We start from the raw sequence: 21912 nt of genomic DNA on the forward strand, positions 1-21912 counted from the left end.
GGCCGAACTCTCAGTCAGGACGACCACCGCAGGCTGGCCGCGGCTGCGGGCCCCCAAGGCATCGACCGATACTGCGTCGACCTCCGCCGAACCGCCTCCCACAAACCGTCCCCGGCCAACCCCGCGACAGGCAGCCCACGCAAACCGGCGTCCCCGGCCGGCGTGCCGCCTCGCTCGCTGCCCCCACCGCCGAGTTCGAAGCTCCCACTGCCAGGTTCGAAGCCGTCGCCGCCGAGTTCGAGGCCCTCACCGCCCAGCTCGGCGGCCCCTCCGCACGGCCAGGCGCTCCCGCCACCAGGCTCGGCGGGGTCGCCGCCCGCACCCGGCCCTGCCGGACATATCGGCTGGAGCGGCACGCCGTCGGGCGCCCAGGGCCCTCCGATTGATCGCCCTAGAGTTCGACCGAACGCCGGATCATGCACAGAACGACATGCCCAAATGTTGCAGACGGTGACTATTGAGTTACCTTTGTCCCGCCCCGAGAACACCGACGGTCACGGCAAGTCGACCCCTGAAGATCGGGCGTGTGCCCGTTTGCTGCTGTCACGTGTGCGCGGTGGTCACCACTTCGGCCCCACGAACTCGTCCAGACGGGCGACCGCCTCACGCCGCGCCACCGACAGCGTGTTCGGGCGAGCCATTTTCCACGCTATATGTAGTTGGTCAAGGGATCGCGCGCACAACCGCATGATGTCGGTCGACTCGTTGACGAAGTTGTAGCGTGGATAGGAATAGGTGCGCCCGTTACGCACGACCCGATTCGCGAAGCGGCTGCCGTCGGAGTGGAAGAGGCCGCGCAAGAATCTTTCCGCTCGGTTGTCGATCACCTCGAGCTGCCAATTTGACAATTTTATGGGCCGCCGATGCTTCGGACCTGGGCCATGCTGCGGAAACAGGCACGGCCAATGCGTCCAATGCGCGCGGACACTCATGCAGCCCGCCCGCTCCTGGAAGCCGGCCGTTCGGGCTCCGCAGGCCTCCATCGCGTAGGACACCTCGTGGATGAGCCCCGGGTAGCGCAGATCGCACGCGACCGTAAGGAGCGGAACCCGTTGAGTCATCAACAAGTGGCCATCGCCGAGATACTGACCGAGCAGGTAGGCGTACGACGCCGGATCGTCGATCAGGCGGGGCGGGCGGTCGCAGCGGGGGCATCGTTCCGCGATCTTCGAGGCCGCGCGGGCGCGGTTGTAGAGCCAGTAGGAGACCGTATTGCGCGACAGTCCCAGCTGCCGGCAAATCTCCTTCAACGGGGTGCCGGCGGCGTGCAGAATATGCGCTTCACGGCGCATCCAGGGTGGGTGCACCCCGCGATTATCGCGAACGGGTATGACAAATTTTGTGCCCCCGGTGGGATTCGAACCCACACTGTATGGTGTTTGAGACCATTCTCTCTGCCGGTTGGAGTACAGGGGCCAGCTGGCCCATCCGATGCGAGTTGCTCCCGCCAGGATGAGCCACGCACAGCCTACCCACTAGGCTTAAGGCGGCGACACCCGCATACCGGGGTGTCGCGACTTCGGGAACGTTGGGGGTAGGGGTTCCGTGGCCGACTCGCAGGCTGGTGCCGAGCGCAAGCGGGTGTTGATCGCCGAGGATGAGGCGCTCATTCGACTGGACCTGGCCGAGATGCTCGTCGAGGAGGGCTACGACGTCGTCGGTGAGGCGGGTGACGGCGAGACCGCCGTGCGCCTGGCCGAAGAGTTGCGGCCAGACCTCGTCATCCTCGACATCAAGATGCCGATCATGGACGGGCTGGCGGCCGCGGAGCGGATCGCCGGCGGCCGGATCGCGCCTGTCGTGATTCTGACAGCGTTCAGTCAGCGTGATCTGGTGGAGCGGGCGCGCGCGGCTGGCGCGATGGCCTATCTGGTGAAGCCGTTCCAGAAGTCCGACCTGGTGCCGGCGGTCGAGATCGCCCTGTCGCGTTATTCGGAGATCGCCGCGCTCGAGTCCGAGGTCGCGGGTCTGAACGATCGGCTGGAGACGCGCAAGTCGGTTGAGCGGGCCAAGGGCGAGCTGATGACCAAGTATCAGATGACCGAGCCGCAGGCGTTCAAGTGGATTCAACGCACAGCGATGGATCACCGGATGACTATGCGTGAGGTCGCCGATCGGATCCTTGCGGAGGGTCAGGAGGCCGGCGGAGCCCAGCCCGCCACGAGTTGATCTTTTCTGCCTCGGATGTAACACCACCTCTGGCCTGCGAGTCACCGGACGTAACGGTTCGGTGAAAGCCCGTGTGAAAGCTTTTGACGGGCGTCGAACCTGGGATAGCGTCCCGCCCCATAACGGGGCACGGGTGGCCGCGGCGCAGGCAAGTGCCAATCGGTCGGCAGTGGCTCGGTGGGTTCGGGTATGGAGGAGGGTTCCAACCTTGAGGCAGGTTCTCGCACGAGCCATCGGCGGAGTGGCCATTATCGGGCTTCTCGCCGGTGCCGCTGCTTGTAACAGTGGATCGAGCAGCGACGATACCGCGAGCGAAGGGAACTGCGGCTACAAGCTGGCGTTCTTCGGCGCTCTGACCGGCTCGGCCGCCAACCTCGGTGTCAACATCGAGCAGGGCTTCGAGCTGGCCGTCGAGCAGTACAACAAGGCCAAGGGTTCCGAGTGCATCACGGTCGCGAAGTTCGACTCGCAGGGTGAGGCCTCGGTCGCCCCTGGTGTCGCTCGCAGCCTGGTGGCGGACAAGAAGATCATCGGTATCGTCGGCCCGCCGTTCTCGGGCGAGTCCGAGGCTGCTGACCCGATCTTCGAGGCGGCCGGCATTCCGACCATCACGCCGTCGGCGACGCGGACGTCGCTGTCGTCGAAGGGCTGGAAGGTCTTCCACCGCGCGGTCGCGAACGACGACGCGCAGGGCCCGGCGGCCGCGGCTTACATCAAGGACAATCTGAAGGCTCAGAAGGTCTTCGTGGCGGACGACCAGTCGGCGTACGGTGCCGGTCTGGCTGACGTCGTGAAGTCGAAGCTGGGTGCGCTGGTTGTCGCCACGGACAAGACCGAGGGTGACGGCAAGCAGGCCGACTTCTCGGCTCTGGTGCAGAAGGTGCAGTCGAGCGGGGCCACGGCGCTGTTCTACGGCGGCTACTACACGAACGCCGGCATCATCCGTAAGCAGCTCACGGCGGCGGGCTGGAAGGGCACGCTGCTGGGCGGCGACGGCATGAAGGACCCGGGCCTGTCGAAGGCTTCGGGTGTCGCAGCCGCGGTCGGCACGGTCGTGACCTGCCCCTGTTCTCCGCCGGAGGCCGCGGGTGGCACGTTCGTCAACGACTACAAGGCGAAGTGGAACCAGGACGCGGGTACGTACTCGGACGTCGCGTTCGACGCCGCGAACATCTTCCTTCAGGGCATCGACGCCGGTAACACGACGACGACGAAGCTGAACGACTACCTGAAGACCGTGAACTACAAGGGCATCGCGAACACCTACAAGTTCACCGAGACCGGTGAGCTGGACCCGAGCTTCATCAAGGTCTGGGCGTTCAAGTTCGACAGCTCTGGCGACGCGAAGGCCGACGTGGAGATCAAGACCTCCTGATCGGTCAGCACTAACTTTCTGTGGTGGGCGGTGCGGCCGGATGATCTCCGGCCGCACCGGCCTCGTCGTTTTGGAGCCCCTCTGTGGATTTTTCCGGTCTGATCAATGATTTCGGGCCGCTCACCGTCACGGGTCTGGCTCAGGGCGCGATCATCGCGTTGTTCGCCCTGGGCTACACGTTGGTCTACGGTGTGCTGCGGCTCATCAACTTTGCGCACTCCGAGGTGTTTCTCCTCGGCACATATGCCTGCTTGATCGTCTGGGGCTGGTTCGGTCTCGACCAGAACTCGGCGCCGCCGTCGGTCGGCGGGATGCTGCTTTACATGGCTGTCGGTCTGCTCGCGGCCATCCTTGTCTCGGGTCTGGCCGCTTTGACGGTCGAGGTGATCGCCTATAGGCCGCTGCGCCGGCGTAACGCGCCGCCGCTGGCCTTCCTGATCACCGCGATCGGTGCTTCGCTGTTCATCTCGGAGCTGGTCGGTGTGGCGACGCACCGCAACCAGAAAGGCGTTCCGCCGATCATCCTGGCGAAGCCGGTCGTCACGATCGGCGACACCACGATCACGAACCTGCAGATCCTCATCATCGTGCTGGCGCTGGTGATGATGTTCGCGCTGGATCGTTTCATCAACGGTTCGCGTCTGGGCCGGGGTATCCGCGCGGTGGCGCAGAACCCGGACTCGGCGGCGCTGATGGGTGTCAACAAGTCGCGGGTGATCGCGCTGGTCTTCCTGCTGGGTGGCCTGATGGCGGGTATCGCGGCGGTCATGTACGACTTGAAGATCGGTGTGACGCGGTACGACGCGGGCTTCCTGCTCGGCATCGACGCGTTCACGGCGGCGGTGCTGGGTGGCATCGGTAACCTGCGCGGCGCCCTGCTGGGTGGTTTGCTGCTGGGTGTACTGCAGAACTACGCGGCGGGCCTGTTCGGTTCGCAGTGGCTGCACGCGGCGTCGTTCGTGCTGCTCGTGGTCATCCTGCTGTTCCGTCCCACCGGCCTGCTGGGTGAGTCGCTGGGAAGGGCAAGAGCATGAGCGAGACTGCTTCTTCTTTCCGTGAGAACGGTGGGGTGCGGGGCTGGCTGGGCCGGCAGCCGATCTGGGTTCGCTGGCTGCTGATCCTGGCCGGGACCGTGGCGGCCTTCCTGTTGCCGTACGCGGAGCATGTGCCCTTGATCGGGCCGCAGATCGTCACCGAGGGCGTCGACTGGTCGAGCGCGCTGTTCGAAATTTCCTACTACGTGTTGCTGGCGCTGGGCCTGAACGTGGTGGTCGGTTACGCCGGCCTGCTCGACCTGGGCTATGTCGGCTTCTTTGCCGTCGGCGCCTACGGGACGGCCCTGCTGACCTCGCCCGATTCGATCCTTTACGAGGACACGGGCTGGAAGTGGCTGATGGCGGTGCCGGTGGCGCTGGCGCTGACCATGGTCGCGGGTGTGCTGCTGGGCTGGCCGACGCTGCGGTTGCGCGGTGACTATCTGGCCATCGTGACGCTGGGCTTCGCCGAGATCATCCGGATCGTGGCCACGTCGACGACGACGCTGCGCGGTGACCGTGGCTTCGCGAGCATCCCGCATCCGCCCGGCAGCTGGGGCGGGGAGCCGATCTTCGGCGTGACCGACGCGATCCCGTACTTCTGGCTGGGTCTGGTCATCATCATCCTGGTCATTCTCGGAGTGCGGAACCTGGACCGCAGCCGGGTGGGCCGGTCGTGGCTGGCGATCCGGGAGGACGAGGAAGCCGCCGAGGTCATGGGCGTGCGGACCTTCAAGTACAAGCTGTGGGCGTTCGCGATCGGCGCGTTCATCGGCGGTCTCGGTGGTGTGCTGTTCGCCGGTGAGCAGAGCTTCATCAACTCGCAGACGTTCGTGCTCCAGTTCTCGATCCTGGTGCTGGCCGGTGTGGTCATGGGCGGTTCCGGCAACATGGCCGGGGCGATCCTGGGTGGCGTGCTGATCTCGTACATCCCCAACCGTCTGCGGGGTCTGTCGGTGGGTGACACCGACCTGTACGAGTACCGGTTCGCGCTGTTCGGGCTGGCGATCATCGTGATCATGGTGCTGCGTCCGCAGGGTCTCATCCCCAGCCGTCGCCGGGCGATGGAGCTGAAGGATCGCGAGAAGGAGGTGGCTCCGCAGTGATTGAGCGAAGCGAAGGCACCATTGAGCTCAGCTGGACTCATGACATCCCGGAGCGAAGCGGAGGGATGGCATGAGCGAGCCGCACCAGGAAACTCCCGAAGAGCTTGACCGGGAGAACGCCCGGCCGGTTGACCGGCCCGCTCCGACGGGTGGCCGGACTGCCGAGCCGCCGGCGGAGACCGTACGGGATGAGGATGTTCTTCTCGAGGTCGACCATGTGACGCTGCGTTTCGGCGGTGTCGTGGCGCTCAACGACGTCAGCTTCTCGCTGCGCAAGGGCGAGATCTTCGGCCTGATCGGGCCGAACGGCGCGGGCAAGACCACCTGCTTCAACGCGATGACCGGCGTCTACCGTCCGACCGAGGGCGGCATCCGGTTCCAGGGCGAGTCGATCGTCGGCAAGAAGAAGCACGAGATCACCCGGGGCGGCATCGCCCGTACGTTCCAGAACGTGCGGCTGTTCCCCGAGATGACCGCGCTGGAGAACGTCATGGTGGGCGCGGACGCGCACCACAAGACGAGCGTGATCAGCGCGTTGTTCCGCCTGCCGCGGTTCTGGCGGGAGGAGAGGTCGGGCCGGGCACGTTCGCTCGAGCTGCTGCGTTTCGTGGGCATCGCGCACCGGGCCGGCGATGTGAGCCGCAACCTCTCGTATGGTGAGCAGCGCCGCCTGGAGATCGCGCGGGCGCTGGCCACGAACCCGACCCTGCTCTGCCTGGACGAGCCGGCCGCCGGCTTCAACCCGGCCGAGAAGGTGGAGCTGCTCCAGCTCATCCGCAAGATCCGTGACACCGGGGTGACGGTGCTGCTGATCGAGCACGACATGCGCCTGGTCATGGGCGTCACCGACCGGATCGTCGTGCTGGAGTTCGGCAAGAAGATCGCCGAGGGTACGCCCGCGCAGGTGCGGGACAACCCGGCGGTCATCGCCGCCTATCTGGGGGTGCCCACCGATGCTGCTTGAGATCGACAACGTGACGCTGGCGTACGGGCGCATCCAGGCCCTGCACGGCATCAGCCTCAACGTCGGCGAGGGCGAGGTCGTGGCGCTGATCGGCGCGAACGGCGCCGGCAAGTCGACCACGATGCGGGCCGTCTCGGGTCTGCGTCCGGTGTCGCAGGGCACGATCCGTTTCGACGGTGAGGACATCACCAAGATGCGGGCCGACCTGCGGGTCGTACGCGGGGTCTCGCAGTCGCCGGAGGGCCGGGGCATCTTCCCCGGCATGACGGTGCGCGAGAATCTGGAGATGGGCGCCTACACGCGGCGTAACCGGGCCGAGATCGACGAGGATCTCAACCGGGCGTTCACGCTGTTCCCGCGTCTGAAGGAGCGGGAGAAGCAGGCCGGTGGCACGCTGTCCGGCGGTGAGCAGCAGATGCTGGCGGTGGGCCGGGCCCTGATGAGCCGGCCGAAGCTGCTGCTGCTCGACGAGCCGTCCATGGGTCTCGCGCCGATGCTGATCCAGCAGATCTTCGACATCATCGTGGAGATCAACCAGCAGGGTACGACGGTGCTGCTGGTCGAGCAGAACGCTCAGCAGGCCTTGTCCAGGGCGCACCGCGCGTACGTTCTGGAGACCGGGCGGATCGTCAAGGAGGGCACCGGCGCCGAGCTCCTGAACGATCCGGCGGTCAAGGACGCCTACCTCGGCGTCGCGTAACACCTTTCGACCACCTAGGAGTCACCATGTTCCGCACCAATAACGGCCGCCGGGCGATCCTCGGCCTGGCCGCCGCGGCGGCGCTGACGTTGTCGATGGCCGCCTGCGGCTCCGAGTCGGAGGACCCGGCCACGGGCGGCGGTCCGGCGCCCAGCGCCTCCGCCGACTCGTCGCTGGCCGACAAGGTCCCGGCCGACATCAAGGCCGCGGGCAAGCTCACCATCGGAACCGACTCGTCGTACGCGCCGAACGAGTTCCTCGACAGCGACGGCAAGACCGTCGTCGGCTTCGACGTCGACCTGTTCAACGCGGTCGCGCAGAAGCTGAACCTGAAGACCGAGTGGACCTCGGCCACGTTCGACAGCATCATCCCGGGCGTGAGCAGCGACAAGTACAACGTCGGTGTCTCTTCGTTCACGATCAACGCGGACCGGCTCAAGGAGGTCAACATGATCTCCTACTTCTCGGCCGGCACGCAGTGGGCGGCCGCGACCGGCGCCACGATCAACCCGGACGACGCCTGCGGCAAGAAGATCGCCGTGCAGACCGCCACCGTTCAGGTGGAGGACCTGCAGGCCCGGTCGAAGAAGTGCACCGACGGTGGCAAGAAGGCCATCACGATCGACCAGTACCAGAAGCAGTCGGACGCCACGAACGCCGTGGTGACCGGCAAGGACGAGGCCATGCTGGCCGACTCGCCGATCGTGGCGTACGCGGTGAAGCAGACCAGCGGCAAGCTCGCCCTGGTCGGCGACATCTACGACTCGGCCCCGTACGGCTACGTCGTCGCCAAGGACCAGACCGAGTTCGCGGGCGTGCTCAGCGAGGCTGTGCAGGCGCTGATCACGGACGGTACGTACAAGCAGATCCTCGACAAGTGGGGCGTCACGGCGGGTGCCGTCACCACTGCCGCGGTGAACCCTTCGGTCTGATCCGCTAAATGAGCGACCAGACAACCTCCGAGCGGGCACGGCCTGAAGCGATCAAGGCCGTGCCCGTCCGGCACCCCTGGCGCTGGGTGTCGATCGCGGTCATCGCGGTGCTCGCCGCCATGTTCCTGCACCTGCTGCTGACCAACGACAACTTCCGCTGGTCGTTCATCTTCCTGGAGTACCAGGAGGGCAAGCGCGGGGTCATGTTCACCGAGCCGGTGCTGCAGGGCCTGCGGGGCACGATCCTGCTGACCATCACGGCGATGGCGATCGGTATCGGGCTCGGTGTGATCCTCGCGGTCATGCGGCTGTCGCCGAACAAGATCCTGTCGTCGGTGGCCTTCATCTACACCTGGTTCTTCCGGGCCGCGCCCCGCCTGATCCTGGCGATCCTGTTCGGCAACCTGAACATCCTGTGGAGCCGCATCGGGTTCGGCCTGCCGTTCGACAAGCAGATCGGCCAGTTGTTCGGCATCGACAACTTCAACGGCCAGTTCTACGGCATCCGCGCCGTCGACCTGCTCGCCGGGTTCGTGGCCGGCATGCTGGCGCTGGGCCTGTCCGAGGCGGCCTACATGGCCGAGATCGTGCGGGCCGGCCTGCAGTCGGTCGACGAGGGCCAGACCGAGGCGGCCGTCGCGCTGGGCATGTCGCGCTTCCAGGTGCTGCGCCGCATCGTGCTGCCGCAGGCGATGCGGGTGATCGTGCCGCCGACCGGTAACGAGACCATCGCCATGGTCAAGGACACGTCCCTGGTGGCGTACGTGCCGGTCACCGGCGAACTCTGGTTCCAGTTGCAGCAGGTCTCCGCGCGTACGTTCATCGTGTTCCCGGTTTTGGTGGCCGCGCTGATCTGGTACCTGATCCTGTGCACGATCCTGATGATCGGCCAGTATTTCCTGGAGCGGCACTACGGCAAGGGGTACGGCGCGGTCGGCAAGGCCAAGCAACGTCTGCGCGACATCGAGGTCGAGCAGGGCGGCCGCATCACGAAGACCGCGGAGGGATCATGACGGACGCCGCCGAGATGGTGCGCGCCGACAACGTGCACAAGTCGTTCGGGTCGCTCGAGGTGCTCAAGGGCATCGACCTGGTCGTCAAGCCGGGTGAGGTGTGCTGCGTGCTGGGCCCGTCGGGTTCCGGCAAGTCGACGTTCCTGCGCTGCATCAACCACCTCGAGAAGATCAACGCCGGTCGCATCTTCGTGGACGGCGACCTGGTCGGCTACCGCCAGCGCGGCGACAAGCTGCACGAGCTCAGCGAGAAGGACGTGGCCCGCCAGCGCCAGTCGATCGGCATGGTGTTCCAGCGGTTCAACCTCTTCCCGCACATGACGGTCCTCGAGAACGTCATGGAGGCTCCGTGCAAGGTCAAGAGAGAGCCCAAGGCCGAGGTACGTGACCGCGCGAACGCCCTGCTCGAAAGGGTGGGACTGGGCGAGAAGGTCGGCAGCTATCCCGGTCAGCTCTCCGGTGGGCAGCAGCAGCGGGTGGCGATCGCCCGGGCCCTGGCCATGCGGCCCAAGCTGATGCTGTTCGACGAGCCGACCAGCGCGCTCGACCCCGAGCTGGTCGGTGAGGTCCTGGACGTGATGAAGGGCCTCGCCCAGGACGGCATGACCATGATCGTGGTGACCCACGAGATCGGCTTCGCCCGCGAGGTCGGCGACAAGCTGATCTTCATGGACGGCGGGGTCGTCGTCGAGCAGGGGGCACCGCGCGAGGTCATCGCAAACCCGCAGCATGAGCGAACCAGGGCATTCCTGAGCAAGGTGCTTTAAGCAGGCGGGGCGGTCCGGCTTCGTGTCACACCCCACGACTAGAGTTCCTAGACGTGAGCGACGACGCCGAGACCCCCCGTTTGCTGCTGCTCGACGGCCACTCCCTGGCCTACCGCGCGTTCCACGCGCTGCCCAAGGAGAACTTCAGCACGCAGACCGGCCAGCACACGAACGCCGTGTTCGGCTTCACCTCGATGCTGATCAACATGCTGCGCGACGAGAAGCCGACCCACATCGTGGTCGCGTTCGACGTCTCCCGCGTCTCCTTCCGCACCGAGAAATACCCGGAGTACAAGGCCGGCCGGAAGGCGACGCCCCCCGAGTTCCTGGGCCAGGTCAGCCTGGTCAAGGAGATCCTCGACGCCCTGCGCATCCAGTACGTCGAAAAGGCCGGCTTCGAGGCCGACGACGTCATCGCCACCCTCGCCACCCAGGGTCGCGACGCCGGCATGGAGGTACTCATCTCCTCCGGCGACCGCGACGCCCTGCAGCTGGTCGACGAGCACACCACCGTCCTCTACCCGAGCCGCGGCGTCTCCGAGGTCTGGCGCATGACCCCCGCGCTGGTCGAGGAGAAGCAGCTCGTCCCGCCGCACCTCTACCGTGACAAGGCCGCCCTGGTCGGCGAGACCAGCGACAACCTGATCGGTGTCCCCGGCGTCGGGCCCAAGACGGCCGCCAAGTGGATCACCGAGTTCGGCGGCATCGAGGGCGTCGTCGCCAACGCCGACAAGGTCAAGGGCAAGGCCGGCGAGAACCTGCGCGCCCACCTGGCGTCGGTGATCCTCAACTACGACCTCAACGCCTTGCGCACCGACCTCGAGCTCCCCGTCGGCCCGCTGGACGTGCGCTGGCACGGCTGGGACCGTGAGGCCGTCCACCAGGTCTTCGACGCGCTCGAGTTCCGGGTGCTGCGCGAGCGGCTCTACTCCTACCTCGACGCGGTCGAGCCCGAGGCCGAGGCCGGTTTCGACATCGACGGCCGGGTGCTCAAGACCGGTGAGGTCGCCGCGTGGCTCGGCGTCCACGCCCAGCAGGCGCCGGTCGGTGTCGCCGTCACCGGCACGTTCGGCCGCGGCACCGGCACCCTCACCGGCATCGGCGTCGCTACGGGCGACGGCGCCGCCGCCTGGTTCGACCCGGCCGCCCTCGACGAGGCCGACGAGCGGGCCGTGGCCGACTGGCTCACCGACCCCGACCGGCCCAAGGTGCTGCACGACGCCAAGCCGGCCACGCTGGCCATGCGCGCCCACGGCTGGCACCTGACCGGCGTCCGCGTCGACACGGCCCTCGCGGCCTACCTGGCCAAGCCCGACCAGCGCGCCTACGACCTGACCGACCTGGCCCTGCGCTACCTCAAGCGCGAGCTGCGGGTCGAGGAACCAGCCACCGGCCAGCTCGACCTGCTCGCCGGCATCGACGGTGACGACGAGGGCACCGCCGAGCAGAACGTGATGCTCCGCGCCCGCGCCACCCTCGACCTGGCCGACGTGCTCACCGAGGAGCTGTCCCGCGACGGCGGCGAGTCCCAGACCCTGCTCATGGAGGTCGAGCAGCCCCTGTCCGAGGTTCTCGGCGAGATGGAACACCTCGGCATCGCCGCCGACACCGACTACCTCTCCGAGCTCGAGGCCCACTTCGCCGCCGGGGTCAAGGCCGCCCAGCAGGCCGCGCACGCCGAGGTCGGCCGCGAGTTCAACCTGGGCTCGCCCAAGCAGCTGCAGGAGATCCTGTTCGTCGAGCGCAACCTGCCCAAGACCAAGAAGATCAAGTCGGGTTACACGACCGACGCCGACGCGCTGCAGAGCCTGTTCGCCCAGACCGGCGACCCGCTGCTCGAGCACCTGCTGCGCCACCGCGACGTCGCCAAGCTCAAGTCGACCGTCGACGGGCTGCTCAAGTCGGTCTCCGACGACAAGCGCATCCACACCACGTTCAACCAGACCGTCGCGGCCACCGGCCGGCTCTCGTCGACCGACCCCAACCTGCAGAACATCCCGATCCGCACCGAGGAGGGCCGGCGCATCCGCCGCGCGTTCGTCGTCGGCGAGGGCTTCGAGCAGCTCATGACGGCCGACTACAGCCAGATCGAGATGCGCATCATGGCGCACCTGTCGGCCGACGAGGCGCTCGTCGCGGCGTTCAACTCGGCGTTCGACTTCCACGCGGCCACCGCCTCGTCGGTGTTCCACGTGCCGGTCGAAGAGGTCGTCCCCGACCAGCGGCGCAAGATCAAGGCGATGAACTACGGCCTGGCCTACGGGCTGAGCGCCTTCGGCCTGTCCAACCAGCTCAACATCGCCACCGACGAGGCCCGCGGCCTCATGGACGAATACTTCGAGCGTTTCGGCGGCGTCCGCGACTATCTGCAGGCCGTCGTGAAACGCGCCGTGCAGGACGGCTACACCGCGACCATCCTGGGCCGCCGCCGCTACCTGCCCGACCTGTCCAGCGACAACCGTCAGCGCCGCGAGATGGCCGAGCGCATGGCGCTCAACGCCCCGATCCAGGGCTCGGCCGCCGACATCATCAAGATCGCGATGCTGCGGGTCGACCGGGCGCTCAAGGAGACCGGCCTCAAGTCGCGCATGCTGCTGCAGGTCCACGACGAGCTGGTCTTCGACGTGGCGCCGGGCGAGCGCGAGGAGCTCGAGGCGCTGGTGCGCCGCGAGATGGGCGAGGCCTACCCGCTCTCGGTCCCGCTCGAGGTGTCCGTCGGTTCCGGCCGCGACTGGAACGGCGCCGACCACTGAACCGACCGCCCGGGGGCGCGCCCGCGTTCCCGGGCGGCCCTGTCATGCGCCGCCGCACCGGGGCTGCGTACTGTGATCGGGTTGAATCCGGGCGTGGTTGCCGCGCCCTGCAAGGGTGAGGCCATGGGGAGCCCAACGATGGAAAGTTCCGCCAACGAGCGATCGCTGACCCGGGAGCCGCTCGACCCGGCCCGCGCCGACGCGTTCGCGCCCATGTTCAAGGCGCTGGGCGACCCGGTGCGGCTGCGGCTGCTGTCGATGATCGCCTCGGCCCGCGGCGGCGAGGTGGCCGTCGGTGACCTGACCGGCGCGTTCCACCTCACCGGCCCGACCATCTCGCACCACCTCAAGGTGCTGCGCGAGGCCGGGCTGGTCGACAGTGACCGCCGCGGCACGTGGGTCTACTACCGCATGATCCCGGCTGCGCTCGCCGTGATGGGCACCCTGCTCGAGACCGGTTTCCCGGTCTGAGCGGCCGGCGCGTCAGCCGTCCTTCTTCAGCGCTCCCGGCTTGTGGACGGCCTCGCGCCCGGTCTTGTCGCTCTTGACCTTGAACTGCGGGTCGCCGGGCGACGCGTCCACGGTGCGCCCGGCGGTCTCCGTACGCTTCGTGATCTTCTGTTCGACCTCGCCGTGGACGGTCTGCCCGTGGCTCTTCCAGGTCACGTCGTCGCCCTTTTTCAGGCTCTGGTCATCGGCCATGAGCCTCGGGTACCCGCGGTCGGCCTGCGGAAACGGTCAGACCGCGGGCAGGTCCGACACGAAGATGGCGGTGCCCGGGAAGAGCCGGCCGCGCAGCGGGCTCCACTGGCCCCAGATCTGCTCGTGCCCCTCGGGCCACTCCGGCTCGACCAGATCACGCAGCACGAAACCGGCGGCCACGAGCTCGCGCACCCGGTCGCCGAGGGTGCGGTGCTGCTCGACGTAGGTGGGCACGCCGTCCTCGTCGGTCTCCACGTACGGGGTGCGGTCGAAGTAGGAGTTGCGGGCGATCAGCCCGGTCTCGTCGGGCTCGTCCCAGAAGATCCAGCGCATCGGATGGGTGATCGAGAAGACCCAGCTCCCGCCGGGACGCAGCACCCGGGCGACCTCGCGCATCGCCGCGCCCGAGTCGGCCACGAACGGGATCGCACCGAAGGCGGTGCACACAATGTCGAATACGCTGTCCGCGAACGGCAGGGCCAGCGCGTCGGCTTGCACGAGCGGCACCCGCACCCCCGTACGACGCTCGGCCGCCCTCGCGTGCCGCAACATGCCCGCCGAGAGATCGAGGGCCGTCACCTCCGCGCCCTGTCCTTCGAGCCACCGCGCCCCGGCCGCGGCGCCCGCACCGAGCTCCAGCACCCGCCGGCCGCGCACCTCGCCGAGCAGGTGGGCGTCGGCCTCGCGCAGCCCCTCGGGGCACCACACAAAATCAAGATCTCCCAGGAAGGCGCCGTGTTCGGACTGATACTCGTCGGCGTCGGAATCCCACCAGCCGCGGCTGGCGACCCGGCTCTGGTCGTCGGTGACCGTCCGCCGGAGGGGCTCGACGGAGGCCGTGGGGTTGATCTCTGTCACCGAACAAAGGTACGGCAGCGCCCGGCGGAGCCCCGATTCAGTACATTACGGTCATCAGACCCGCTGAGAGCCGAACATTGTGCCTCGGACGTCAGGAGGGCTTGCAACCTGTGGTAATGCGCACGGTAAGCTAGTCGATGCGCTCGCGGATCGTGTGCCTCGGCAGGGAGCAGGTTCCGTGGTCGTCGGTCTCGACATGATCGACTGCAAGGATCGGCTGGTCCCTTTGCTCGCTGGTCCTCTTGTTCGGTTGTGCCGTGGCCGCCGGCAGTTCCGTTGAGCGCGAGAGACACCACGAATCCATCCGTTCGGAGCAACAGTCCACATGACGAGCAGCATCGAGGCCACCTCGAGCGCCAACCGGGTCACCGTCGACGATCTCGGGTCCGAGGAAGCATTCCTCGCCGCCATCGACGAGACCATCAAGTACTTCAACGACGGCGACATTGTCGAAGGCACCGTCGTCAAGGTCGATCGGGACGAGGTCCTGCTCGACATCGGCTACAAGACCGAGGGTGTCATCCCCTCGCGCGAGTTGTCGATCAAGCATGACGTGGACCCCGCGGAAGTGGTGTCGGTCGGTGACCACATCGAAGCCCTCGTCCTCACCAAGGAGGACAAGGAAGGTCGTCTGATCCTCTCGAAGAAGCGTGCGCAGTACGAGCGCGCGTGGGGCACGATCGAGAAGATCAAGGAGGACGACGGCGTCGTTCGCGGCTCCGTCATCGAGGTTGTCAAGGGTGGCCTCATCCTCGACATCGGCCTCCGCGGCTTCCTGCCGGCTTCGCTGGTCGAGATGCGTCGTGTCCGCGACCTCCAGCCCTACGTGGGCCGTGAGCTCGAGGCCAAGATCATCGAGCTGGACAAGAACCGCAACAACGTGGTCCTGTCCCGCCGGGCGTGGCTCGAGCAGACGCAGTCCGAGGTTCGCACCGAGTTCCTCAACAAGCTGCAGAAGGGCCAGGTCCGCAAGGGCGTCGTGTCCTCGATCGTCAACTTCGGCGCCTTCGTCGACCTGGGCGGCGTGGACGGCCTCGTGCACGTCTCCGAGCTCTCCTGGAAGCACATCGACCACCCGTCCGAGGTTGTCGAGGTCGGCCAGGAGGTCGAGGTCGAGGTTCTCGACGTCGACCTGGACCGTGAGCGCGTCTCCCTGTCGCTGAAGGCGACCCAGGAAGACCCGTGGCGCCAGTTCGCCCGCACCCACGCGATCAACCAGATCGTCCCGGGCAAGGTCACCAAGCTGGTTCCGTTCGGCGCCTTCGTCCGCGTCGACGACGGCATCGAGGGCCTGGTGCACATCTCCGAGCTGGCCGAGCGGCACGTCGAACTGCCCGAGCAGGTCGTCCAGGTGGGCTCCGACGTCCTGGTCAAGGTCATCGACATCGACCTCGAGCGTCGCCGCATCTCGCTGTCGCTCAAGCAGGCCAACGAGGGCTTCGTCGAGGGCGAGGAGCACTTCGACCCGACCCTCTACGGCATGGCCGCCACGTACGACAACGAGGGCAACTACATCTACCCGGAGGGCTTCGACCCCGAGACGGGTGAGTGGCTCGAGGGCTTCGACAAGCAGCGCGAGACGTGGGAGAAGCAGTACGCCGACGCTCGCGAGCGCTGGGAGGCCCACACCAAGCAGGTGCAGGCGTCCCGCGACGCCGACGCCGAGGCTGCCCTCAACCCGGTCCCGGCCGGCGCGACGACCTCGTCCACCACGTCGTCGTCCACCTCGTCGAGCTCGCCGGCCCCGGCGCGCGCCAACGAGGAGCCCTCGGGCACCCTGGCCACCGACGAGGCCCTCGCCGCTCTGCGCGAGAAGCTCGCGGGCGGCAAGGCCTGATCCAGCCCCTGGGCTGACCCGGCCAGCAGCATCTGAAAGGCCGCTCCGACTCCGGTCGGGGCGGCCTTTCGCCATCCCGGCCACCTTTCTCCCCTACGCTCCTCGCTCCTCGTACCGCGTCACCACTACCCGTTCCTCTCCTTCGCGTCCCCTCCTTCGCGTTCTCCTCCTTTCCGCACTCATCCTTTCCCCCTGCTCCTTTTCCGCCTCCTCCTTCACGGCGGGGCGACGGTGGGGAAGCGGGCCGGGGTGTCACCCGGGATACTGGTGGGGTGCTGAAAGTGGGGCTTACCGGCGGGATCGGGGCGGGCAAGAGCGCGGTGGCGCGGCGGCTCGCGCGGCGCGGGGCGGTGATCGTCGACGCTGATGTGCTGGCCCGCGAGGTCGTCGCGCCGGGCACCGACGGGCTGACCGAGATCGTGGCGGCCTTCGGCGACGGCGTACTCACGGCCGAGGGGGCGCTCGACCGGCCGGCGCTGGCGGCCCGGGTCTTCGGCGACGACACGGCCCGCCGAACCCTCGAAAAGATCATTCACCCCCGCGTACGGGCCCGGACCGCCGAACTGACCCACGGGGCGCCGGGCGACGCGATCGTCGTCAACGACGTCCCGCTCCTCGTGGAGACCGGGCTCGCCCCCTCGTACCATCTGGTGGTCGTCGTCGAGGCCGAACGTGAACGGCGGATCCGCCGGCTCGTCGAGACCCGCGGGATGAGCGCCGACCAGGCCACGGCCCGCATCGCGGCCCAGGCCGGCGACGCCGAACGACGCCGCGCGGCCGACGTGCTGCTGGTCAACGACGGCCCGCTCGACGAGCTGAACACCCGGGTCGACCGGCTGTGGCGCGACCGGCTCAAGCCGTACGAGGGGAATTTGCGCCTCGGTGTCTCGGCCCGGCCCGACCGGCGGCTGCACATCGCCGACCCCGACCCGACCTGGCCCGAGCAGGCGGCGCGGCTCGTCGCCCGCATTCAGCACGCGCTGCCGGCGGGACACGCGGTGTCGCACATCGGGTCGACCGCCGTGCCGGGGCTACCGGCCAAGAACATCATCGACCTCATGCTGAGTGTGCGCACGCTCGAAGAGGCCGACGCGCTCGCCGCTGATCTGGGCGCGGCCGGGTTCCCGAAACGGCCGGGGGAGTGGGTCGACAACGCCCGCGGCATTCCGGGCGAGACGTGGCCGAAGCGGCTGCACGGGGGGACCGACCCGGGTCGACCGGTGAACCTGCATGTGCGGGTGGCCGGGTCGCCGGGCTGGCGGTTCGCGCTGCTCATGCGCGATCACCTGCGGGCCGTGCCGGAGGCGCGTGCGGGTTATGCGGCGGCCAAGGAGCGCTGGGTCGCCGAACATCAGGAACGGGCCACCTATGCCGACGCGAAGGAGCCCTGGTTCGACGAGGAGGCACTCGCCGCTGACGAGTGGGCCGAGGCAACCGGGTGGCAGCCGCACCCGTAGTACGGCCGGGGATGTCGCGCCTGAGGCCACGCGTGGCTCACGTCGTGGCGGGCCGTGCGTGGCTCACGCCGTGGTGCGTCTGATTCCGTGCGCGGCTCACGTCGACGCGTGTCTGGGGCCGTACAGAGATTAAAGGGCCCTCGCGGCGGCCGGTCTGCGCGTGGCGCGACCACCTGTGGGTGCGCACGCCGGAGAACCGGGGCGCATCTTTCCACGGGCCGGGCGATCGGACCGTTTGATGGCCTCGTTCGCTGCCGGGCGGCCGCCGCGAGCGGCCTACCTGACCAGGGTAGGCGCGGTACACAAGGCCTAACAATGCCGCAGGACACAGCCGAATGTGCACCCTCAGCACGCCCTCGCTTCAGCGGTCGGCGAACCGGCCGGGCGACGGCGAAAACTTGTCGTACCCCCGACGTACGGTTGTTCTCATGGCGCTCGACTTTCCACGACTCGACGGCCGCTTCGAGGTCATCAGCGAATTCCAGCCTGCCGGTGACCAGCCCACGGCCATCGCCGAGCTCGAGCGGCGCGTCCGTGCCGGCGACCGCAACACGGTGCTGCTCGGCGCGACTGGCACCGGTAAGAGTGCCACCACCGCCTGGCTGATCGAGAAGCTGCAGCGGCCCGCTCTCGTGCTGGCCCCCAACAAGACGCTGTGTGCCCAGCTCGCCAAGGAGTTCCGCGAGCTGCTGCCCAACAACGCCGTCGAATATTTCGTCAGCTACTACGACTATTACCAGCCTGAGGCCTATATCGCCCAGACCGACACCTATATCGAGAAAGACTCGTCGGTCAACGAAGAGGTCGAGCGGCTGCGTCACTCGGCCACGATGTCGCTGCTCACCCGGCGCGACACGATCGTCGTGGCGACCGTCTCGGCGATCTACGGCCTCGGCACCCCGCAGGAATACCTCGACCGCTCCGTCCAGCTCAAGGTCGGCGAAGAGGTCGACCGCGACAAGCTGCTGCGGCGCCTGGTCGACATCCAGTACTCCCGCAACGACATGGCCTTCCAGCGCGGCACGTTCCGCGTGCGGGGTGACACGCTCGAGATCATCCCGGCCTACGAGGAGCTCGCCGTTCGCATCGAGCTGTTCGGCGACGAGATCGAGAAGCTCTACTACCTGCACCCGCTCACCGGTGAGGTCGTCCGCGAGGTCGATCACCTGGTCATCTTCCCGGCGTCGCACTATGTGGCCGGCCCCGAGCGCATGGAACGGGCGATCAACCAGATCGAGGCCGAGCTTGAGGAGCGGCTGGCCGAGCTCGAACGGCAGGGCAAACTGCTCGAGGCCCAGCGACTGCGCATGCGGACGACCTACGACGTCGAGATGATGCGCCAGGTCGGCTTCTGCAACGGCATCGAGAACTACTCGATGCACATGGACGGGCGCTCGTTCGGCGAGCCGTCCTACACGCTGCTCGACTACTTCCCCGACGACTACATCACCGTCATCGACGAGTCGCACGTGACGATCCCGCAGATCGGCGGCATGTACGAGGGCGATGCCTCGCGCAAGCGCATCCTCATCGAGCACGGCTTCCGGCTGCCCAGCGCCGCTGACAACCGGCCGCTGCGTTTCGACGAGTTCCTCGAGCGCGTCGGGCAGATGGTCTTCCTCTCCGCGACCCCCGGGCCGTGGGAGATGCGAGAGGCCCAGGGTGAGTTCGTCGAGCAGGTCATCCGCCCGACCGGCCTGGTCGACCCGCAGGTGGTCGTCAAGCCCACCAAGGGTCAGATCGACGACCTGATGCACGAGATCAAGCTGCGTACCGAGCGCGACGAGCGGGTGCTGGTCACGACCCTGACCAAGAAGATGGCCGAGGACCTCACCGACTACCTGCTCGAAAACGGCATCCGCGTGCGCTACCTGCACTCCGAGGTCGACACGCTGCGCCGCGTCGAGCTGCTCAAAGAGCTGCGCAAGGGCGACTACGACGTGCTCGTCGGCATCAACCTGCTGCGCGAGGGCCTCGACCTGCCCGAGGTGTCGCTGGTGGCGATCCTCGACGCCGACAAGGAGGGCTTCCTGCGCAGCGGGCGGTCGCTGATCCAGACGATCGGCCGCGCCGCCCGCAACGTGTCCGGCGAGGTCCATATGTATGCCGACAAGATGACCCCGTCGATGCGCGACGCCATCGACGAGACCGACCGGCGCCGCGCCAAGCAGATCGCCCACAACGAGGCTAACGGCATCACGCCGCAGGCGCTGCGCAAGCGCATCCACGACATCCTCGACGACATCTACCGCGAGGCCGAAGACACCGACGCCCAGGTCGGCCCGATGGTCGGCGGCGGTGGCCGGCAGATCTCGCGCGGCAAGGCGCCCGTGCCCGAGACCCGCTCGAAGGGCCGCGGTGCTTCGGCCGGTCCGGCTCGGCAGGGCATGGCCCGCACCGAGCTGGCCCAGCTCATCCAAGACCTCAACGAGCAGATGCTGGGGGCGGCGCGCGAGCTGCAGTTCGAGCTGGCCGCTCGCATCCGCGACGAGATGGGCGAGCTGAAGAAGGAGCTGCGCGGCATGGACGCGGCGGGGGTGAAATAGTTCGAACCCCGTCGCCCCGCGTGACTAGTCTGGCCCGATGACGTCGACCGGCGAGACCACCTGGACCGATCTGAACGGCGTGCCGCCGGAGCTTCTCGCTCTGGCCTCACGCTGCTTCGCGGCGGACGGCGGGATGCCGCTCGCGACCGACCCGGGCTTCCTGGGGCGGCGCTGGGCGGGTGCCGGGGTGACCGCCTTCGGGCTGCGCGGGCCCGACGGGGGTCTGCTGGCGGCGGGGGCGGTCCGGGGCGGGCCGACGTTCATCGGGCTGGTCGACCCGGCCGCCCGGGGGCGAGGGCTGGGCGGCGCGCTCCTCGATCGAGGGCTCGACCTGGCCCGTTCCGAGTTCGTGCTCGCCGACTCCGGCAACAGCGAAGGCGAACGGTCCGAGGTCGTGCTCGACGGTTCCGGGGATGGCGGGGGTGAACGTTTCGAGGTCACCGTCGAGAGTGAGACGTTGACGGCCGAGGCGGTCGAGCTCTTCGAGTCGCGGGGGCTGCGGCAGGTCTTCGCCGAAGACGTCATGCGCGCCGACCTCGTCGGCGCTGAACTGCCCGCCGTGACCTGGCCGGACGGGGCGACGGTCTCGACGTGGACCGAGCCGGTGGCGCGGCGCTTCCACACGACCTACTACGCGTCGTTCCGCGACCGGCCGGGCTTCCCGGGCGACCCGGCCGACGAGTGGATCGCCGAGAACGAGGACGACGAAGACTTCCTGCCGGACTGCTCGCTGCTGCTCACCCTGCCCGACCTGGGTGACGCCGGCTTCGTCACGGCCGCGCGCGGCTGGATCGTCCAGGCCGGGGTGGTGCCGGTCGTCCGTCGCCGAGGTCTGGCCGGAGCGCTGATCACCGAGTCGCTGACGCGCATGCGGGCCGCCGGCGAGACCCACGCCTGGCTGACGGTCAACGTCAACAACCCCGGTGCCGCGGCGCTCTATCGACGGCTCGGCTTTCTCGACCACGGCTGCCGGGCCCGCTTCCGCGGCTGACCGTCACCGGAGGCGGGGCTGGTGAGCATCGCTGAAGCGGCGTCCTTCGGCCGGTCTGCCGAGATCTGGCGCGAGTGGTCAGTCGGTGAAGAAGTTGTGGTCGGGGCCAGGGCGGTCGCCGGCGGGGACGTCGAGGAAGTGTTCGACGACGGGCGGCGTGGCGAAGAACTGGCCGATCCAGCCGCGCCACTGGGGGAAGCGTTCGGAGTTGCGGAAGTTCTCCAGGTGCGCCTCGACGCTGTCCCATTCGACGAGGAGCACGAAGCGGGAGGCCGACTCGACACCGCGCGTCATCCGCACGGAGCGGCAGCCGGGTGTGCCCGCCAGGATCGGGTAGGCGATCTTGTAGGCGGCGGCGAACTCCTCTTCGGCGCCCGGAGTGACATCGATCAGCGCGACCTCGAGAACCATGATGGAAGCCTGCCACACACCTCTTCGAACTAGGTTCCTAGGAAGCAGGGCGGGGTGAGGGCGCGCGTGGGTGTGCGGTTGACGTGAGGGCGAAGGGATGAAACGCGCCACGGTTTGTGGGGGCCACTGCCGTTGGGTTCGTCGATAGGACACAATGGCTGCCGTAGGAGGGGAGTATTCCCTCGCATCGGTCTCGTCAGCACGGAACGTCCACCCCCTTTACGGGCGTTCCCGGGGCCGGTGGTCGCCCAGTGGCGGCGGAAGAGACCTTCGACAGTCGCACGACGCTGTTCCCGC

19 protein-coding genes and 1 tRNA gene are annotated in these 21912 nt (G+C 67.9%); 15 read left to right on the forward strand and 5 right to left on the reverse strand.

Features of this window, described 5'->3' with window-relative positions; translation table 11 throughout:
- Positions 1-560 precede the first annotated feature (560 nt).
- A complete protein-coding gene (locus tag EER30_RS16895; protein ID WP_127501407.1) occupies positions 561-1292 on the reverse strand; it encodes a transcriptional regulator in 732 nt (243 codons plus the stop codon).
- 50 nt (positions 1293-1342) lie between these two features.
- Positions 1343-1416: transfer RNA gene (locus EER30_RS16900), tRNA-Leu, on the reverse strand.
- A gap of 129 nt (positions 1417-1545) precedes the next feature.
- On the opposite strand from EER30_RS16900, the gene EER30_RS16905 reads away from it, so the two are divergent.
- From EER30_RS16905 to EER30_RS16955, 11 genes are all read left to right on the forward strand, one after another.
- Positions 1546-2169: an ANTAR domain-containing response regulator gene (locus tag EER30_RS16905; protein ID WP_127501408.1), complete on the forward strand. Its 624-nt coding sequence runs from the start codon at positions 1546-1548 to the stop codon at positions 2167-2169.
- Positions 2170-2377: 208 nt separating this feature from the next.
- On the forward strand, positions 2378-3544 hold the full coding sequence (locus EER30_RS16910; protein WP_127501409.1) for a branched-chain amino acid ABC transporter substrate-binding protein: 1167 nt from the start codon (positions 2378-2380) through the stop codon (positions 3542-3544).
- A gap of 83 nt (positions 3545-3627) precedes the next feature.
- The gene (locus EER30_RS16915) at positions 3628-4578 is read left to right on the forward strand and encodes a branched-chain amino acid ABC transporter permease (protein ID WP_127501410.1); all 951 of its coding nucleotides are present in this window, start codon (positions 3628-3630) and stop codon (positions 4576-4578) included.
- On the forward strand, positions 4575-5684 hold the full coding sequence (locus EER30_RS16920; RefSeq protein ID WP_127501411.1) for a branched-chain amino acid ABC transporter permease: 1110 nt from the start codon (positions 4575-4577) through the stop codon (positions 5682-5684). The genes EER30_RS16915 and EER30_RS16920 overlap by 4 nt, the downstream gene beginning before the upstream one ends.
- 70 nt (positions 5685-5754) lie before the next feature.
- On the forward strand, positions 5755-6648 hold the full coding sequence (locus EER30_RS16925) for an ABC transporter ATP-binding protein (RefSeq protein WP_240670064.1): 894 nt from the start codon (positions 5755-5757) through the stop codon (positions 6646-6648).
- Positions 6638-7348, forward strand: coding sequence for an ABC transporter ATP-binding protein (locus tag EER30_RS16930; RefSeq protein ID WP_127501412.1), 711 nt, complete (start codon positions 6638-6640; stop codon positions 7346-7348). Before EER30_RS16925 ends, EER30_RS16930 begins: the two co-directional genes overlap by 11 nt.
- Positions 7349-7374: 26 nt before the next feature.
- Positions 7375-8280 (forward strand): ABC transporter substrate-binding protein, encoded by a 906-nt coding sequence (locus tag EER30_RS16935; protein ID WP_127501413.1) that lies wholly within the window; start codon positions 7375-7377, stop codon positions 8278-8280.
- An 8-nt stretch (positions 8281-8288) separates the two neighbouring features.
- A complete protein-coding gene (locus EER30_RS16940; protein ID WP_127501414.1) occupies positions 8289-9293 on the forward strand; it encodes an amino acid ABC transporter permease in 1005 nt (334 codons plus the stop codon).
- Positions 9290-10060 carry an amino acid ABC transporter ATP-binding protein gene (locus EER30_RS16945; protein ID WP_127501415.1) on the forward strand — a complete coding sequence of 257 codons (771 nt, stop codon included), beginning with the start codon at positions 9290-9292 and terminating at the stop codon, positions 10058-10060. Before EER30_RS16940 ends, EER30_RS16945 begins: the two co-directional genes overlap by 4 nt.
- Positions 10061-10113: 53 nt before the next feature.
- On the forward strand, positions 10114-12813 hold the full coding sequence (gene polA, locus EER30_RS16950; protein ID WP_127501416.1) for a DNA polymerase I: 2700 nt from the start codon (positions 10114-10116) through the stop codon (positions 12811-12813).
- Positions 12814-12951: 138 nt separating this feature from the next.
- Positions 12952-13284, forward strand: a complete 333-nt coding sequence (locus EER30_RS16955; protein WP_240670065.1) for an ArsR/SmtB family transcription factor — start codon at positions 12952-12954, stop codon at positions 13282-13284.
- A gap of 12 nt (positions 13285-13296) precedes the next feature.
- Here EER30_RS16955 and EER30_RS16960 read toward each other — a convergent pair whose 3' ends face one another.
- Together EER30_RS16960 and EER30_RS16965 are read right to left on the reverse strand one after the other, a co-directional pair.
- Positions 13297-13515, reverse strand: a complete 219-nt coding sequence (locus EER30_RS16960; protein WP_127501417.1) for a hypervirulence associated TUDOR domain-containing protein — start codon at positions 13513-13515, stop codon at positions 13297-13299.
- Between the two features lie 36 nt (positions 13516-13551).
- Positions 13552-14364, reverse strand: coding sequence for a class I SAM-dependent methyltransferase (locus tag EER30_RS16965; RefSeq protein WP_432417552.1), 813 nt, complete (start codon positions 14362-14364; stop codon positions 13552-13554).
- A gap of 334 nt (positions 14365-14698) precedes the next feature.
- Here EER30_RS16965 and rpsA point away from each other — a divergent pair, with 334 nt between their 5' ends.
- The 4 genes from rpsA (at position 14699) to EER30_RS16985 (ending at position 21204) form a co-directional block, all read left to right on the forward strand.
- The gene (rpsA, locus tag EER30_RS16970) at positions 14699-16210 is read left to right on the forward strand and encodes a 30S ribosomal protein S1 (RefSeq protein ID WP_127501419.1); all 1512 of its coding nucleotides are present in this window, start codon (positions 14699-14701) and stop codon (positions 16208-16210) included.
- A gap of 272 nt (positions 16211-16482) precedes the next feature.
- A complete protein-coding gene (coaE, locus tag EER30_RS16975) occupies positions 16483-17667 on the forward strand; it encodes a dephospho-CoA kinase (protein WP_127501420.1) in 1185 nt (394 codons plus the stop codon).
- A 428-nt stretch (positions 17668-18095) separates the two neighbouring features.
- Complete coding sequence (gene uvrB, locus EER30_RS16980; RefSeq protein WP_127501421.1) at positions 18096-20213, forward strand: excinuclease ABC subunit UvrB; 2118 nt, start codon at positions 18096-18098, stop codon at positions 20211-20213.
- Between the two features lie 37 nt (positions 20214-20250).
- Positions 20251-21204 carry a GNAT family N-acetyltransferase gene (locus EER30_RS16985; RefSeq protein ID WP_127501422.1) on the forward strand — a complete coding sequence of 318 codons (954 nt, stop codon included), beginning with the start codon at positions 20251-20253 and terminating at the stop codon, positions 21202-21204.
- A gap of 78 nt (positions 21205-21282) precedes the next feature.
- Here the strand turns inward: EER30_RS16985 and EER30_RS16990 are convergent, their stop codons facing one another.
- The gene (locus EER30_RS16990) at positions 21283-21615 is read right to left on the reverse strand and encodes an antibiotic biosynthesis monooxygenase family protein (RefSeq protein ID WP_127501423.1); all 333 of its coding nucleotides are present in this window, start codon (positions 21613-21615) and stop codon (positions 21283-21285) included.
- Between the last annotated feature and the right edge of the window lie 297 nt (positions 21616-21912).

This window comes from Actinoplanes solisilvae (genome assembly GCF_003999975.1).
Lineage (GTDB): Bacteria > Actinomycetota > Actinomycetes > Mycobacteriales > Micromonosporaceae > Actinoplanes > Actinoplanes solisilvae.